Source organism: Pedobacter cryoconitis (genome assembly GCF_003259615.1).
Taxonomy (GTDB): domain Bacteria; phylum Bacteroidota; class Bacteroidia; order Sphingobacteriales; family Sphingobacteriaceae; genus Pedobacter; species Pedobacter cryoconitis.
The window spans coordinates 1-16,612 of the sequence record NZ_QLLR01000016.1 but is presented as its reverse complement, the minus strand read 5'-3'; the positions used below and the strand labels follow the sequence as shown (position 1 = coordinate 16,612).

General features: G+C 39.4%; 18 protein-coding genes. 16 read left to right on the top strand and 2 right to left on the bottom strand.

Annotated features, from left to right (window positions below; all coding sequences use genetic code 11):
* The first annotated feature begins 54 nt into the window (after positions 1-54).
* The 6 genes from pheS (at position 55) to LY11_RS15195 (ending at position 4,293) form a co-directional block, all read left to right on the top strand.
* Complete coding sequence (pheS, locus tag LY11_RS15220) at positions 55-1,092, top strand: phenylalanine--tRNA ligase subunit alpha (protein ID WP_111634527.1); 1,038 nt, start codon at positions 55-57, stop codon at positions 1,090-1,092.
* Positions 1,093-1,101: 9 nt separating this feature from the next.
* Entirely contained in the window at positions 1,102-1,527 is a 426-nt protein-coding gene (locus tag LY11_RS15215) for a Rieske (2Fe-2S) protein (RefSeq protein WP_111634526.1), read from the top strand.
* Complete coding sequence (locus LY11_RS15210; RefSeq protein ID WP_068406893.1) at positions 1,527-2,102, top strand: TetR/AcrR family transcriptional regulator; 576 nt, start codon at positions 1,527-1,529, stop codon at positions 2,100-2,102. Before LY11_RS15215 ends, LY11_RS15210 begins: the two co-directional genes overlap by 1 nt.
* Before the next feature lie 102 nt (positions 2,103-2,204).
* The gene (locus LY11_RS15205) at positions 2,205-2,321 is read left to right on the top strand and encodes a phenylalanyl-tRNA synthetase subunit alpha (RefSeq protein ID WP_068406897.1); all 117 of its coding nucleotides are present in this window, start codon (positions 2,205-2,207) and stop codon (positions 2,319-2,321) included.
* A 147-nt stretch (positions 2,322-2,468) separates the two neighbouring features.
* Positions 2,469-3,884 carry a 23S rRNA (uracil(1939)-C(5))-methyltransferase RlmD gene (rlmD, locus tag LY11_RS15200; protein WP_111634525.1) on the top strand — a complete coding sequence of 472 codons (1,416 nt, stop codon included), beginning with the start codon at positions 2,469-2,471 and terminating at the stop codon, positions 3,882-3,884.
* 10 nt (positions 3,885-3,894) lie between these two features.
* On the top strand, positions 3,895-4,293 hold the full coding sequence (locus tag LY11_RS15195) for a hypothetical protein (RefSeq protein ID WP_111634524.1): 399 nt from the start codon (positions 3,895-3,897) through the stop codon (positions 4,291-4,293).
* Between the two features lie 58 nt (positions 4,294-4,351).
* Here LY11_RS15195 and LY11_RS15190 read toward each other — a convergent pair whose 3' ends face one another.
* Complete coding sequence (locus LY11_RS15190) at positions 4,352-5,065, bottom strand: head GIN domain-containing protein (protein WP_111634523.1); 714 nt, start codon at positions 5,063-5,065, stop codon at positions 4,352-4,354.
* Positions 5,066-5,197: 132 nt separating this feature from the next.
* On the opposite strand from LY11_RS15190, the gene LY11_RS15185 reads away from it, so the two are divergent.
* The 4 genes from LY11_RS15185 to hemH all read left to right on the top strand — a co-directional run bounded on the left by LY11_RS15185 (position 5,198) and on the right by hemH (position 8,807).
* A complete protein-coding gene (locus tag LY11_RS15185) occupies positions 5,198-5,707 on the top strand; it encodes a phosphoribosyltransferase family protein (RefSeq protein WP_111634522.1) in 510 nt (169 codons plus the stop codon).
* Between the two features lies 1 nt (position 5,708).
* Positions 5,709-6,749 carry a glycosyltransferase family A protein gene (locus LY11_RS15180; protein WP_111634521.1) on the top strand — a complete coding sequence of 347 codons (1,041 nt, stop codon included), beginning with the start codon at positions 5,709-5,711 and terminating at the stop codon, positions 6,747-6,749.
* 60 nt (positions 6,750-6,809) lie between these two features.
* Positions 6,810-7,658 (top strand): 4-hydroxy-3-methylbut-2-enyl diphosphate reductase, encoded by an 849-nt coding sequence (locus tag LY11_RS15175; RefSeq protein WP_111634520.1) that lies wholly within the window; start codon positions 6,810-6,812, stop codon positions 7,656-7,658.
* Positions 7,659-7,781: 123 nt separating this feature from the next.
* The gene (gene hemH, locus LY11_RS15170) at positions 7,782-8,807 is read left to right on the top strand and encodes a ferrochelatase (RefSeq protein ID WP_111634519.1); all 1,026 of its coding nucleotides are present in this window, start codon (positions 7,782-7,784) and stop codon (positions 8,805-8,807) included.
* Between the two features lie 2 nt (positions 8,808-8,809).
* Here hemH and LY11_RS15165 read toward each other — a convergent pair whose 3' ends face one another.
* Positions 8,810-10,030 carry a 3-deoxy-D-manno-octulosonic acid transferase gene (locus LY11_RS15165; RefSeq protein ID WP_111634518.1) on the bottom strand — a complete coding sequence of 407 codons (1,221 nt, stop codon included), beginning with the start codon at positions 10,028-10,030 and terminating at the stop codon, positions 8,810-8,812.
* Positions 10,031-10,210: 180 nt separating this feature from the next.
* Between LY11_RS15165 and LY11_RS15160 the strand changes: the two genes are divergently transcribed.
* From LY11_RS15160 to LY11_RS15135, 6 genes are all read left to right on the top strand, one after another.
* Positions 10,211-11,521 (top strand): UDP-glucose dehydrogenase family protein, encoded by a 1,311-nt coding sequence (locus LY11_RS15160; protein WP_111634517.1) that lies wholly within the window; start codon positions 10,211-10,213, stop codon positions 11,519-11,521.
* Complete coding sequence (locus LY11_RS15155; RefSeq protein ID WP_111634516.1) at positions 11,521-12,510, top strand: UDP-glucuronic acid decarboxylase family protein; 990 nt, start codon at positions 11,521-11,523, stop codon at positions 12,508-12,510. The genes LY11_RS15160 and LY11_RS15155 overlap by 1 nt, the downstream gene beginning before the upstream one ends.
* A gap of 6 nt (positions 12,511-12,516) precedes the next feature.
* Positions 12,517-13,539, top strand: a complete 1,023-nt coding sequence (galE, locus tag LY11_RS15150; protein WP_111634515.1) for a UDP-glucose 4-epimerase GalE — start codon at positions 12,517-12,519, stop codon at positions 13,537-13,539.
* Entirely contained in the window at positions 13,540-14,106 is a 567-nt protein-coding gene (locus tag LY11_RS15145) for a hypothetical protein (protein ID WP_111634514.1), read from the top strand.
* Positions 14,107-14,140: 34 nt separating this feature from the next.
* A complete protein-coding gene (rfbB, locus tag LY11_RS15140; protein WP_111634513.1) occupies positions 14,141-15,190 on the top strand; it encodes a dTDP-glucose 4,6-dehydratase in 1,050 nt (349 codons plus the stop codon).
* A gap of 469 nt (positions 15,191-15,659) precedes the next feature.
* Positions 15,660-16,439: a DUF1963 domain-containing protein gene (locus tag LY11_RS15135; RefSeq protein WP_111634512.1), complete on the top strand. Its 780-nt coding sequence runs from the start codon at positions 15,660-15,662 to the stop codon at positions 16,437-16,439.
* The last annotated feature ends 173 nt before the right edge of the window (positions 16,440-16,612 follow it).

Sequence of the window (16,612 nt, the reverse complement as noted above, 5' to 3'; positions counted from 1 at the left end):
ATTCGCATTTGCCGGTTATTAATATATTAATGAAATAGCTGTATATTTGGCATCATGTTGCAAGCTAAGATTACAGAATATACTACGGAAATAAATGCTTTTTCTACGGAAAATGCAGACGAATTAGAACAGTTCAGAATAAAATTCCTTGGCACTAAAGGAATTATAAAAGATATTTTTGATGAATTTAAAGCCGTATCTCCGGAAGAAAAGAGAACACTTGGAAAAGTTCTGAATGAGTTTAAACAACTTGCAGAAGCAAAATACCAGGCACTTAAAGAACAAGACTCAGCAGAACTGACCAGAAAGGACGCTGGCCTGGACTTAACACTTCCTGGTGCAGGTTTTGAAGTAGGTGCCCGTCACCCGCTGGCTTTGGTTAGAAGAGAGATTGTAGATATTTTCAGTAAACTTGGATTTATTGTAGCTGAGGGACCTGAAATAGAAGACGACTGGCACAACTTTTCTGCCTTAAACTTTCCAGAAGAACACCCGGCAAGAGATATGCAGGACACTTTTTTCATAAAAAAAGGCGGAGAGCATGGGGATATTGCCTTAAGGACACATACTTCTTCTGTGCAGGTAAGGATGATGGAAGCCGGGAAACCACCTTTCAGAGCATTAATGCCAGGACGCGTTTACCGTAATGAAGCAATCTCTGCAAGAGCACATTGTTTCTTCCACCAGGTAGAAGGCTTGTACGTAGATGAGAATGTATCATTTGCAGATTTAAAACAAACCCTTTTCTATTTCGTGCAGGAACTATACGGTGAAGGTACTAAAGTACGTTTCCGCCCTTCCTATTTCCCTTTCACAGAACCATCTGCAGAAATGGACATTTCCTGTACCATTTGTAAAGGAGCAGGCTGTCAGTTGTGTAAATATAGCGGCTGGGTAGAGATATTAGGCTGTGGTATGGTAGATCCGAATGTATTGGAAAACTGTGGTATTGACAGTGAAAAATATAGTGGATTTGCATTCGGTATGGGTATCGAGCGTATTGCGAACTTAAAATTTGAGATCAAAGACTTACGCTTATTCTCAGAAAACGATCAGCGTTTCCTGAAACAATTTAAAACTTCGTTGATTTAAAACCAATCTATGAGAAAAATTGCAGGCCTTCTTTTAGTACTTTTTTTATTTTCCGCATGTGGAAAGCAAACCAACCTGGTGCCTAATGTAGGTGTCGATATTATTGGTTTTTTTACCCCCGGGCAATTATCAGATCTGAAAGCAAAGGGTGCAATTTTAATCGATGGTGGGGTTGCAGGAGTGATTATTGCGTACAATGTAAGTCTTGATGGTAGCGGGGGGTATAGTTATAAAGCTTATGACCGTTGCAGTACTGTAAATCCGGAAAACAGGTGCGCAGTGACTATCGAAAATCCTTATAATGTGGTTGATCCATGTTCGGGCGCTAAATACTCCCTGATAGACGGTACGCCAACAAAAGCACCTGCTAAAGCAGCGTTGAGAACATATAATATAACTATTTCAGGAAATAACAGTTACCGAGTCACTAATTGATGGAACCAGAAAAAATAAAAGAGAGCATCATTAGAGCTGCCAAAGAACTATTCAGGAAATACGGGTATCATAAAACCAGCGTAAATGAGATTGCAAAAAAAGCAAGAATAGCCAAAGCAACCATTTATAAATATTTTGAAAGCAAGGAACAAGTATTAGATGCTATTCTGATGGACTATCTTGACCTTAATTTGCATGAAATATTAAAAAACAAAGCACAGTTTGTTGATGAAGAAGAACACCTTAAAGCATTGGTTATGAAAACCTGCAGGCTCACCTATACCGTTTGCAACGAATTTATCGGGTGGGATTTTGTCAGGGAAAATGCCAATTCACAAGAGTTCCTTAAACATCTTTCAGACCAGCTGGAATCCTTACTGCTTTCCGCCTACCTTGGCCTGGATCATTTTAAGAATAATCCATCCAGAAGAGAAGGGCTTGCATTTTTATTGAAAGCAAGTAAAAGTATAGTCTTCTCCTTCGCCTTTACTTCTGTAAGCGATTCAGACGTTCGTAAGAACTTTGTCAGCTTCCAAAAAGAAATGCTGCCTTTTCTCGTTAAAGCAGCACTTTAGGATCAGGGTATAAACTGTTCATAATTTGTTAATATCAAGCATATATACCAATTTGGTTTTCGGTATATAAACCTCTATATTTACTTTGTAACATCATTTACAATGAGCAAAGAGGTTTTAGAGATTTCAATCCTGGTAGAAGAGAAGTTCGATGTTAGCTTTAACCTTGACGGAGGCCTTTTAGGAATTATCCTGAAGGTTTTCGGAATTGGGAGCTAACCAGTCGATTTCACCACGCTGATGGGTATAATTATAGCCAGATAAAATCATTGTGCCCTGATTATCCGTTGTAAATTTATCATCTTACTATTCAGGAAGCTAAAAAAAATAGGAACTGTTAAATACAAGTTTTAGCTTTGCAGCAGAATGAGTAGAAATAGAAAAGCTGGAACGGTTACCATCCTGCCCAATTTAAGTATAATTGATATTGCTGAAGAAGGCAAAGGAGTAGCCAAAGCAGATGAATTAGTTGTGTTTGTAGATAAAGCCGTACCAGGTGATATCGTTGATGTCAAAATCGTAAAAAAGAAAAAGAATTTTGCAGAAGCAGTTATTGAAACACTGCATACAGCTTCAGACCTGCGGACAGATCCATTCTGTGAGCATTTTGGTACTTGCGGCGGTTGCAAATGGCAGCACATGCAATATGACGCGCAACTGCACTTCAAACAAAAAAATGTTGAAGCAGCACTACAGCGTCTTGCAAAAGTAGACACCTCTTCTATGGAGCCAATTTTAGGTTCTGCTGAAAACAAATACTACCGTAATAAACTCGAATATACTTTTTCCAACAAACGCTGGTTAAACGCGCAGGATATGACAGATCGTGATGATCTGGAAATGAATGCACTCGGTTTTCACGTTCCGTTGCGTTTTGATAAGATCCTTGATATTCAGCATTGCTACCTGCAAGCAGAACCATCAAACACTTTAAGGAATGAAGTAAGAGCTTATGCGCTTAAAAATGATTTAAGCTTTTATGATCTTCGTAACCACGAAGGAAGCCTGAGAAACCTGATTATCCGTACCTCTTCTACAGGAGAAGTGATGGTTGTGGTTGTTTTTGCTTATGCAGAACCAGAGCAGGTGAACGGTTTAATGGAACACCTGAAAGTTAATTTCCCTGAAATAACTTCCCTGCTTTACATTCTTAATCAGAAAAAGAACGATACTATCTTTGATCAGGAGGTAATTACCTATGCAGGAAGAGATTATATCTTCGAAGAAATGAATGGGCTTAAATTTAAGATCGGAGCGAAGTCATTCTATCAGACCAACTCACTGCAAGCACACGAACTTTATAAAATCACTAAAGAATTTGCAGGTTTTAAAGGCGACGAATTGGTTTATGACCTTTATACAGGAGCAGGAACAATCGCCAATTTTATTGCAGGCAGTGTAAAACAGGTTATCGGTGTAGAATATGTGCCAACAGCTATAGAAGATGCTAAATTCAACTCAGAATTGAACGGCATTGAAAACACTGTTTTCTATGCAGGTGACATGAAGGATATTCTGACTACAGACTTTATTGCAGCACACGGTAAACCAGATGTGGTCATTACTGACCCGCCACGCGCAGGAATGCACACCGATGTAGTCGAAAGACTATTAGAAATGGAAGCAGAGAAAATTGTTTATGTAAGCTGTAATGCAGCCACACAAGCAAGGGATCTGGCTTTACTGAAAGAGAAATATGAAGTAAGCCGTATTAAACCGGTTGACATGTTTCCGCACACACAACACGTAGAAAACGTTGTTTTATTAAATCTAATCAAATAAATTAGCACAGATGGATATAGAAGAGTTATTGCCTCAACAGCCTGAAGAAGGGAAAACTGAAAAAAAGGTTAGCCCGTTAGTTAGCCTGGAAAAAGATCTGGAACTTTACGCAGAATCTATCAGAGAGATTGCATTGGAAATTATTGCTGAAGGAGTATCTCAGAATCCGATATTTGTAGCACACCAGCATACCGTATCTATAGGGGAAATGATTTTAAACAAAGAAGAACTGAATACCAACTGGAATATCCAGGCTTCGATGTTTGAAGAATTTATAGAAAAAGGGATCATAAAACCTGAGCTTAAAGAACTCTTTCTGAAGAATTATAAAAAGCCAGAAGACTTTATGTGTGTCTTTGTTATTGTTCCCGAAGGAGCCAATTTTATATTTTACCCTTATAAAAAGTAATAAAAAAACCCTGACCAATGGCAAATAGGTCAGGGTTTTCTGTTTAAAAACTCAAAAATTAATTTATCCTGTTCACATTACCACTTCTGGAAGAGTTGTTTTTTAAACTTGCCCCTCCTTTATAATTGATACTACCACCACTGCTTGAAGTAGTTTCCAATGCTTTTGCTACATTGATTTCAATATCTCCACCAGAACTGGCCGTTGCATTTGCGTAGTCAGTTTTTAGGTCTAAAGCTTTTACATTAGCACCAGAACTTGCTTTAACATCCAGATTAGACGCTGTTCCGGAAAAAGAAGAGGAAGCCCCGCTGCTCGATTTTATCTGAAGATCCTTACAAACGATACTCGCTGTCATACTTGCACCAGAAGAAACCTTAGCATCAAGTGAACCAGTTTTTAAAGTGTTTTCGGTCTTTAAAGAGCTTCCGCTGCTTGCAGCTATACTATTTAGTGTTTTATAAGTAAGATAGACCTTGGCACTTTTATTTTTCATAAAATCTGAACCACGATTTTCTTTCCAGGACACTTTTACATTTCCGCCATTGTTTTCTACAACGACTTCGTTGATAAAATCTTTATTGGCTACGATTTTAGCAGATTCCGTATTGCCCTGTGTAATAAATAAGTCAATGCCTGCATGGACACTTACCCCAGAAACATTACTTAAAGCTATGTTTTTAGTATCCTGAGCTTTTAAAGTAAATGCACTGAAAGAAGCAGTGATCAGTAAAAGCAGTGTTGGTTTGAGTAAAAAATTCGACTTCATCATCTTGGTTTTATTAGTTTATACAAATTAGACGCACAGACCTTGTAAACGTTGCAACAATTTGAAATTATTTTTCTGATATTTGGTTGAGATAATAAATCCTTCTTTTTGTCCCTTAAAACAATCATAATTTAGATGGCCGATTCACAATTACTTATTCTAGATAAAAAACAAATTCAGCAGAAAATTAACCGTATGGCTTATCAGATCCTGGAGGACAATTTAAATGAGAAGGAAATTGTGCTTGCAGGAATATGGGACAGAGGATATAAACTTGCCCTCAGGCTAAAAACAGTTTTACTGGAAATCTCTGACCTGACGGTGACTATGCTTAAAATTGACCTGGAAAAAGAGAACAGCTGCCTTAAAGCAACTACTGACCTGGAGCCGGCTAAAGTGAAAAATAAAGTAATTATCCTTGTTGATGATGTGCTGAACAGCGGTAAAACCCTGGCTTATGGCTTTGGTGTATTCCTGAATACCCCCCATAAAAAGATCCGTACAGTTGTGCTCGTCGACAGAAGTCATAAAATATACCCGGTAGCGACCGATTTCGTAGGTCTGCAGATGGCTACTGTGTTAAAAGAGCATGTAGATGTCGTTCTTGACGTAGCAGGGCAGGAGGATGGTGTTTATTTAAGCTAGTATGCTTATTCTCACCACGATCTATATCATCCTTATTTTTCTTGTCCTTCGGTTCTCTGTCACTGTATTTAATTTCCTGTCTAATCCTAAACTGGGCATTTATGGCAGGCATTTCGATGACAAGGTTTCGATATTGATTGAAGCTACACCCGATACTGCGGTTTTACTGGAACTGCTTAACACCATTAAAGCACAAGACTACTACGACATTGAAGTTATTATTCAGCGCCATGAAAATGCAGATCAATCTGCAGCACTGGCCAGTTTTTGTGCAGCCGACCGCCGCTTTAATTTCAGAAAGCAGAAAACAGGTGCAGTCGAAGATGAAGCCACCGGAGATTATTTCTTGTTTTTAGGTACTCATACCATCATTTGCGATGGATTGATCAATAGTTTGATTTACCGGACTAAAGTTTTTAACCTGACGCTGCTCAACATCATTCCTACCCAATCTATCAGCGGATTCTTCAATTACTGTTTACTGCCACTCCATAACTTTGTGCTGTTGAATTTAATTCCCCTCAGGCTCATCCGTCTTTTTTCCAGCCCGGCATTTTCCGCAGGCACAAACCAGTGCATGTTTTTTGATGCTGCCATCTATAAAAAATACGAATGGCACCGCCGGATGAAAGGGGAGATACCCGAAGCACTGGAAATCGTTAAAGCCGTTAAACAAGAAAAACTTAAAGCAGAAACCCTGGTTGGTAATCAATTGATATATAGTTATGTGTCCGAGAACCAAAACGATTTAATTCATAAAACAGGCCAGCGCCTGTTAAGGAACTTCGGGAATAATAGCTTGGTAGCCCTTTTGTACCTGCTGCTGCTTATAGGTGGGCCGCTTTATATTCTGGCTGATTATGATTACAGATTACTGATCCTTCCGGTTGGGCTTATTTTCCTGAGCAGGATTATGATTTCTTTCCTGTCCGGCCAAAATGCGCTGTGGAATGTTTTGCTTCATCCCATACAAATGATTTTTCTGGTCATTTCCTTGCTGAAGGCGATCTCGATCAGGATCTTTCAGCCACGCAAAAAATAACTGACATTGATATGAAACTCTTTTTGTGTAATTTTGTAGTATCAATTGAAAACAAAGAACATGAAATACGATTTAGCCGTTACCATAGATAAAGCCTCAGGATTCTGTTTCGGGGTAGTATATGCTATAGAAATGGCTGAAGATATTTTGGCTGAAGAAGACTACTTATACTGCCTTGGTGATATTGTTCACAACGATGAAGAAGTAAAGCGTTTAACCGATAAAGGCCTGCGGATCATTGACCACGAACAATTACAGCAGCTCCGCAATGAAAAGGTACTGATCAGGGCACATGGAGAAGCACCTTCTACCTATCAGCTGGCACTGGAAAATGACCTGATTTTAATTGATGCTTCCTGTCCGGTTGTTTTGAAACTGCAAAACAGGATTAAAAACTCCTATGACGATAAAGAGCAGATTCTGATCTTCGGGAAACATGGTCATGCAGAAGTGATCGGACTACAAGGACAAACAGATGGTAATGCCATCGTTTTCCAGGATCTTGCCGAACTCGATCATGTAGATTTACCCGGTAAATTTACCCTTTACAGTCAGACTACTAAAAGCACAGATAAATTCTATTACATCAAAGAACAGCTATTAAGCCGCGGATATGAAGTGAAAGCCAATGATACGATTTGCAGGCAAGTCTCTAACCGTTACGAAGACCTGGAGAATTTTGTAGTCAACTATGACAGGATAATTTTTGTATCCGGTAAAAAATCATCTAACGGAAAAGTCCTTTACGATGTTTGTAAAAAATACAATGAACACTCTTACTTCATTTCTAATATAGAAGAACTGGATATGAGCTGGTTTAGTGTAAACGATAAAATTGGTATTTGCGGAGCTACCTCAACCCCGATGTGGCTGATGGAGCAGGTAAAAGCCAAACTGGAGTCTTTTTAACTAAATTGTTCATCATTAAAAAGTAATTATTCAAAAGCCGTTCTAAGGCAAATCAGGCATAATGTATATTTGCTGCAGAAATCAACTTCTGATTTATATCAGTGCTGATTCTTTACATAAACTATGGGAAAAAAGGGTGTATTATTAGTGAATTTGGGAACTCCGGATAGTCCGGAAGTAAAAGATGTGCGTAAATATCTTGATCAGTTTTTGATGGATGAACGCGTAATTGACATTAGCACATTTAGCAGGACATTATTAGTAAAAGGAGTTATTGTGCCTTTCCGTAGTCCAAAAACTGCTAAACTTTATAAAGAAATCTGGGATGAAAATGGCTCACCCCTTTTATATTACAGTAAAATACAAGCCGCATTAGTTCAGGAACAACTAGGCTCAGACTATCACGTAGAACTGGCTATGCGTTATCAAAGCCCATCCATTGAAGCGGCATTAGAGCGCATGAAAGCAGGACTGGTAGAAAGCATCCAGGTTATCCCTTTATTCCCTCAATACGCTTCAGCGAGTACCGGATCAGTCATTCAGAAAGTCATGGAGATCGTCGGTAAATGGCAAACTATTCCGCCGGTATCGTTCGTAAACTCTTTCCATGATAACGAAATGATGATCAGTACATTTGCTGACAATGCAAAGAAATATCAGCCGGAAACTTACGATCAGATCTTATTCAGTTTCCACGGTTTACCAGAACGTCAGCTTAAAAAATGTGATCACTCCGGTCAGCACTGTCTTAAAAGCGCCGATTGCTGTGCTACGCTAACAGATGTGAATAAATTCTGTTACTCTGCACAATGCCATGATACCGCAAGGCTGATTGCTGCCGAACTGAATATCCCGGCTACACAGTACTCTGTGTGTTTTCAATCCCGGTTAGGAAAAGAACCATGGGTACAACCTTATACTTCTGATACCCTTAAAGAATTAGCCGCAAAAGGCAAAAAAAGACTGTTGGTTTTCTGTCCGGCTTTCGTTGCAGATTGTTTGGAAACGCTTTACGAAGTAACGGTAGAATACGGGGAAGAATTCAAGAAATTAGGAGGAGAAGAAGTACAGTTGGTTTCCAGCTTAAACGATCATCCTCAATGGATTGCTGCCCTGGTGAAAATGGTTAAAGACCATCACTCGAAATAATCTTAAACATACTGTTCCAGATAGCTTAAAATCTGTTTGGTAGAACCAGTTTTATCCTGCACATATTTTTTCGCCGCAGGCCCGGCATTGGTATCTTTCTGTAGCTTTTCAAAAGCTGCAGAAAGTTCATCCATCGACTTGATGGTAATCGCCGCATTCAAACGCAGTAAATCCTTTGCTTCATGAAACTTATCGTACTTAGGGCCAAAGATCACCGGTAAACCAAAAGCCGCGGCTTCCAGCGTATTGTGGATGCTCACCCCGAAGCCACCCCCGATATAAACAATCTTTCCATACTGGTAAATCGAAGAAAGCAGGCCAATATTGTCAATGACCATCACCTGGCTGTCTGGTTGAGGGAGCTGAGCATTCAACTGCGTATAACGTAACGCTCCCGGTACTAATCTGAGCAGCTGCTCTACATGGGCAGAATCAATCTCATGCGGTGCAATAATGAACTTCCATTGCGGATAAGCAGCAATTAAAGCAGTTACTAATTGCTCATCCTGAGGCCACGTGCTGCCCGCAATAAAAACAGGGGCCTGTCCGCAAAACTTTTCAATCAAGGGTAAAGATTTTACCGTTAATACATTTTCCGCTACCCTGTCAAAACGCGTATCCCCGCTTAAACTTACATTTTGATAATTTAACCCACTCAGGAGTTCCACACTCTCGGTATTCTGTACAAAAAAATGAGTTACACAATCAAGCATACTGCGGTAAAAACCACCATACCATTTAAAAAATAACTGGTCAGGTCTGAAGATTCCTGAGATAATCAAAAGCGGTACCTTTCTTTCGTGAAGCAATTGAAAATAATGGAACCAAAACTCATACTTTGTGAAAATGGCAATCTCAGGCTGAATAAGCTCTATAAATTGTCTTGCATTCTTTCTGGTGTCCAGTGGCAGGTAGAAAACACCATCCGCCAGCGCATAATTTTTACGGATTTCGTAACCCGAAGGAGAGAAGAAAGTAACGATGATTTTTTTATCCGGATAGTTTTTCTTCAGCTGTTCCAGAACAGTTCTTCCCTGTTCAAATTCGCCCAGCGATGCAAAATGAAACCAGACATGTTTGTGTTTGCCATCTACCTTTGTTTCGATAAAATCAAAGATATTTTGTCTGCCTTTCCGAAATAATTGAGCCTTCTGGTTAAAGAATGAAGCGATGAAAATAACCGCTCTGTAAAGCGAGATACCAAAATTATAAAGCAAAAGCATTTTGTTGTTTATTTATTATCTTAGCCGAAGATACTTGATTAAAATTTAAAATTTTCTGATTATATGTTAAGTCGTTAGGCTTTAGTGTGATGTATCTGGGAGCCTGTTGAAATTTGTATGATCAAATGGGACAGGCATTAAGTTAATTTGAACGAGTTAAATATATTTTAAAACATCTATATGAAAATTGCCGTAATCGGAACAGGGTACGTAGGGCTTGTAACAGGGACTTGTCTTGCTGAAACAGGTAATACTGTGATTTGTGTTGACATCAATGAAGCAAAGGTTCTGAAAATGCAAAATGGGGAAATACCTATTTATGAACCAGGATTAGACGTGTTATTCCTTAGAAATATTGAGCAAAAAAGATTAACCTTTACCACTGATCTTGCAGTGGCAGTAGCTTCTGCGCAGATTATCTTTATGGCTTTGCCTACGCCTCCCGGAGGAGACGGTGCAGCTGATCTTTCCTACATTCTTGGTGCAGCAAAAGACATCGCCAAACTGGTAACTGAATACAAAGTCATTGTCAATAAATCTACCGTTCCTGTTGGGACAGCAGATAAAGTACAGGCTGTATTCGCTGAACACACTTCTATCCAGATTGATGTGGTTTCGAATCCTGAATTCCTGCGTGAAGGCGTGGCAGTGGAAGATTTTATGAAACCAGATCGTGTAGTGATCGGTACAAGAAGTGAACGTGCACAGAAACTAATGTCCGAGTTATACGGACCTTATGTACGTCAGGGAAATCCGATTCTATTTATGGATGAACGTTCCTCAGAACTGACTAAGTATGCCGCAAACTCGTTCCTGGCTACAAAGATCACTTTCATGAATGAAGTGGCTAACCTTTGTGAACTGGTAGGGGCTGATGTGGATGCTGTCCGTAAAGGAATAGGCTCTGACGGCAGGATTGGTAAACGTTTTCTGTTTCCCGGTATTGGTTACGGAGGTTCTTGCTTTCCAAAAGACGTGCAGGCTTTGGCTAAATCGGCCGAAGAGAATAAATATGATTTCCAGATTCTGAAAGCAGTTATGGAGATTAATGAAAAGCAAAAAACTGTACTTGTTGATAAATTGCTGCGTTATTACAAAGACGATTTAAAAGGAAAGCATTTCGCATTGTGGGGGCTTGCTTTTAAACCGGAGACTGATGACATACGTGAAGCACCAGCCTTATACATTATCGATGAACTGGTTAAACACGGCGCTACAGTTACCGTTTTTGATCCTGAAGGAATGGAAAATGTGAAAGCTCAGATTGGGGATAAAGTGAAGTATGCCCCTAACCAATATGAAGCATTGACAGGTGCAGATGCCCTGCTGATTGCTACAGAGTGGTCAGTTTTCCGTAATCCTGACTTCGAAAGAATGGAAGAGAAATTAGCGAACAAAGTCATTTTTGACGGTCGTAACTTATACGATTTACAGAAGATGATTGATTTGGGATATTATTACAACAGCATAGGCCGTAAACTAATAGATTAATGGAGCGTAAAAGAGTATTGATTACCGGTGCAGCCGGATTTTTGGGTTCGCATTTATGTGACCGGTTTATTAAAGAAGACTATCATGTGATTGCGATGGATAACCTGATTACAGGTGACCTTCAGAACATAGAACATCTGTTCGCCCTGGAGAACTTCGAGTTCTCTCATCACGATGTTTCTAAATTCGTATATGTACCCGGCAAACTGGATTATATCCTGCACTTTGCTTCCCCTGCAAGTCCGATAGATTATCTTAAAATTCCTATACAGACCCTGAAAGTGGGTTCATTAGGAACACATAATCTGCTGGGACTGGCAAAAAATAAAAAAGCAAGGATGATTATTGCTTCTACTTCAGAAGTATATGGTGACCCAAGCGTTAACCCTCAGCCTGAGGAGTACTGGGGAAATGTAAATCCTGTAGGCCCGAGAGGTGTATACGATGAAGCTAAACGTTTCCAGGAGGCGATGACTATGGCTTACCATACCTTCCACGGACTTGAAACACGTATCGTTCGTATCTTTAATACTTACGGGCCAAGGATGCGTCTGAATGACGGCCGTGTATTGCCAGCTTTTATTGGCCAGGCACTAAGAGGAGAAGATCTTACCGTTTTCGGTGATGGTTCACAAACCCGCTCTTTCTGTTACGTAGACGATCTGGTAGAAGGTATTTACCGCTTACTTTTAAGTGATTACGCACAGCCCGTAAACATTGGGAATCCTGATGAAATTACGATCAGCCAGTTTGCTGAAGAAATTATTAAGCTGACCGGGACTACCCAAAAAGTTATTTACAAAGACTTGCCGGTGGATGACCCTAAACAACGCAGACCGGATATTACTAAAGCGAGAGCCTTACTGAACTGGGAGCCAAAAATAAGCCGTGCAGAAGGTTTGAAAATTACTTATGCTTATTTCAAAAGCCTGCCAGCTGAAGCATTGATAAATAAAGAACATAAAGATTTTACAACATACAACCGCTAATTAGAAATGGGAAAAATATTAGTTACAGGAGGAACAGGATTTATAGGTTCTCACACCGCAGTAGAATTGATCAACGCAGGCTATGAAATCATCCTGGTAGATAATTTTTCTAACTCCAACCGGAGGATTCTCACACAACTGGAAACTATCCTTGGTCAGCAGCCAGAATTTGTAGAACTTGATCTTTGTGATGAAGCGAAAGTTAAGGAATTTGTTGACCAGCATCCTGATATTACAGGTGTGATTCACTTTGCGGCCTATAAAGCAGTAGGAGAGTCCGTACAACAGCCACTTAAATACTACAGAAACAACTTCTATTCACTGATCAATCTGATTAACGCATTTGATAGTAAAATAGACCTGGTATTCTCTTCATCCTGCACCGTATACGGACAGCCCGATCAATTGCCTGTAACTGAAGATGCCCCTGTTAAAAGAGCTGAATCACCTTACGGAAATACCAAACAGATCGCAGAAGAAATCCTGACTGAAACCTGTGCCGTTACCCCAGGCTTAAAAGTGACCTCTTTGCGTTATTTTAACCCGGTTGGTGCGCATGAAACGTCGCTGATTGGTGAATTGCCGATTGGTGTACCTCAAAATCTGATTCCATTTATCACACAATCTGCTATAGGTAAGCGCGGCCCGATTACCGTTTACGGAAACGATTACAATACCCCGGACGGGAGTGCAATCAGAGATTACATCCACGTAGTGGATCTTGCAAAAGCGCACGTTGCAGCAATTAAGCGCATGGAAAGCGGTAAAGCAGAAAGTAACTATGAAGTATTCAATCTGGGCACAGGAAAAGGTACTTCGGTACTGGAAATCATCGGTGCTTTTGAAAAATCTACAGGCGCTCAATTGAACTATACCATAGGCGCAAGAAGAGAAGGCGATATTGAACAGGTTTGGGGTGATGTGACTAAATCCAGCGAACAACTGGGCTGGAAAGCAGAACTCGACATTAATCAAATGATGTCATCAGCATGGGCCTGGGAAAATTACATCAAAGATAACCCATTTTAAATGCTATTAAAAGATCATAAAGACCTTAAAGCAGCAATAACAGCTATTCCTGATAAAGAAAAGGATAAGTTACTGCTGCGTCTGATCGCAAAAGATAAAGTACTGACAGAGCACCTCCACTTTAAACTCCTGGAAGATGAGTCTGATCTGGAAGAAAGACATCAATTACTTCAAGAGGAAATTGATGAATCTGTAGCGTGGCTGAACGAACTGAGAAAGGCAACTTCCAAAGATGCACTGCTCATTCTCCGGAAGCTGAATGGCAGGGTCAACCATCACTATAAAGTGACGAAAGACCTTAATACAGAAGCGGAACTGAGACTGTACTTACTGAAGACTATACCAGCAGGATATAATGAGAGTGTGCTTTCACCGATGGCAAAATTTAATGACCGGCTGAAAACCTACTTTTTAAGAACAACACTGGCACTGTACAAAAAATACATAAAGCTGCACGAAGATTTGCAATACGATCTGAAGGAAGAATTCAATATCGTTTTAAAGAAACTCGATCAGTACGACTTGACAAGGGCAGCTTCAGAGCTGGGCTTGCCAAAAGAATTATAAAGACATACCTAGAAAAAAAAGTATAAATAAGACAATGAAGAAAATTTTAATAACAGGAGGCGCAGGATTTATCGGTTCTCACGTGGTGAGAAGGTTCGTTAATAAATATCCTGATTATCAAATCGTAAACCTGGATAAATTAACTTACGCAGGAAACCTTGCTAACTTAACTGATATAGAGGCAAACCCAAATTACAGTTTTGTTAAAGCTGACATTACAGATGCAGAAGAGATCAATGCCCTATTCCAAAAGGAAAACTTTGATGCGGTGATTCACCTTGCTGCAGAATCTCATGTGGACAGATCAATCACTGACCCTACAGCATTTGTAATGACCAATGTAATTGGTACTGTTAACCTGTTAAATGCAGCCAGAGAATACTGGAAAGGCGATTATAACACAAAACGTTTTTATCATGTCTCAACAGATGAAGTATATGGTGCATTAGGTGATACAGGTATGTTTACTGAAAGCACTGGATATGATCCTCATAGTCCTTACTCAGCTTCTAAAGCTTCTTCAGATCACTTTGTAAGAGCTTATCATGATACTTATGGTATTGATATAGTAATCTCAAACTGTTCAAATAATTATGGCTCCCACCATTTCCCTGAGAAACTGATCCCCTTAGCTATCAATAATATTAAGAATAACCTTCCCGTACCAGTATATGGTAAGGGAGAGAATATCCGCGACTGGTTATGGGTAGAGGATCATGCACGTGCAATTGATGTTATTTTCCATGAGGCTAAAACCGGGGAAACTTATAATATCGGCGGACATAATGAGTGGAAAAATATTGATCTGATACATTTGTTGTGCAAGATTATGGATCAGAAGTTAGGCAGGGCAGAGGGTGAGTCGGCAAAGCTGATTACGTTTGTGACGGATCGCGCGGGTCATGATTTAAGGTATGCGATTGATTCTACGAAGTTACAGGAGAAGTTGAACTGGGTACCGAGTTTGCAGTTTGAAGAGGGGTTAGAGAAGACGGTGGAGTGGTATTTGGAGAATGAAACTTGGTTAAGTGATGTTACTTCAGGAAACTATCAAAAGTACTATCAAACTCAGTATAACAGGTAAGTACCAGGGAAATAGGGCACAAAAAAAAGCAACTACAGTTTCCGGTCGACGATCCCCAAACGGGATCAATGTCCGGAAACTGTAGTTGCTTTTTTTTGTGCTCAAAGAGTTCCCCCACACATAGCCTGTTTTATACCGGGATGATAGCCTTTTGAAATTTCCCTCAGTACATTTGGAGTGTTCCTGGAAGACGGGATAAATTATATGATGCAAAAAAAGTTATAATCTATATGATGCAAACTAGAGTTATACCCTTGTAAATGTTTTGTTGGATTGGAAAACAGGAGAAATAATTAAGTGCAAAAACAAGAGTTATACCCTTGTAAATGTTCTCTTAGATTGAAAAACAGGAGAAATAATTAAGTGTAAAAACGAGAGTTATACCCTTGTAAATGTTCTCTTAGATTGAAAAACAGGAGAAATAATAAGCTGCAAAAGCTGGGATTATAAAAGAAATAGAAAAAGACAAATGGATTCGCATTTTGATAAATACAGGGAAGAATTAAGTAAGGACAACCTGACTTCGTTTAAAGATCTGGAAGATCTGATTAAACCATTGATTAGGTCAGCGACAAAAATTAACGTTTCAAAACCTTCAGAATTAAAAGAAAATACACAGCTGATTTCTCATTTTGGTGGGCAGCCTTATTTTGAAAAGGAGGAAGAATGGCCGAAAACGAAAGATGGTCAGGAATTAGACTTTATTTTTCAGGTTTTTAATAATGGTGAGGTTAACCTGCCGGATAATATTCAGTTAGTTCAGTTTTTTTATGATTGGGAAGAGTCTCCGTGGGATACTGAAAATGATGGCTGGCTGGTGAGAATATATAAAACATTAAATATTGACCAGGTTATAAAACTTAATAAATCAACTGAATCAGAACTCACTAAGTTTTGTGAGGTAACATTTAAAGCAGTGCAATCATTACCGGATTGGGAAGGGATTGAAATCTATAGTAAAAATGCTTCGAAATTATCTTGTGTCCTAAATGAAGATGAACCGTGGGATAGTTATCAGAAAGCAGCTGAAAAATTAGCGGGTGAACAGGTGTATAGAAGTCAGATAGGTGGTTATCCTAACTGGGTTCAGGGTGAGGGCACACCAGATCATGATAATAAACCGATGAAACTGTTGTTTCAAATTGACTCGGAAGAGCATGCTGGACTCATGTGGGGTGATGTTGGATTAATCTATGTGTTTTATGACGAAGCTTCTGAAAAAATAGAATTCACTTTACAGTGCCACTAACAGTTATATAATCAGCTGTCTTTTTACCAGATCAACAATATTTTAGCATAAAAACTAGCTGTTAAACAGATTTAATTACGATTTAATAATAACATCCTGGCTACTAACGATTGCCACCTAACAATTAGCATCTAACATCAACAACTAACAATTATTGCCACCTAACAATTAGC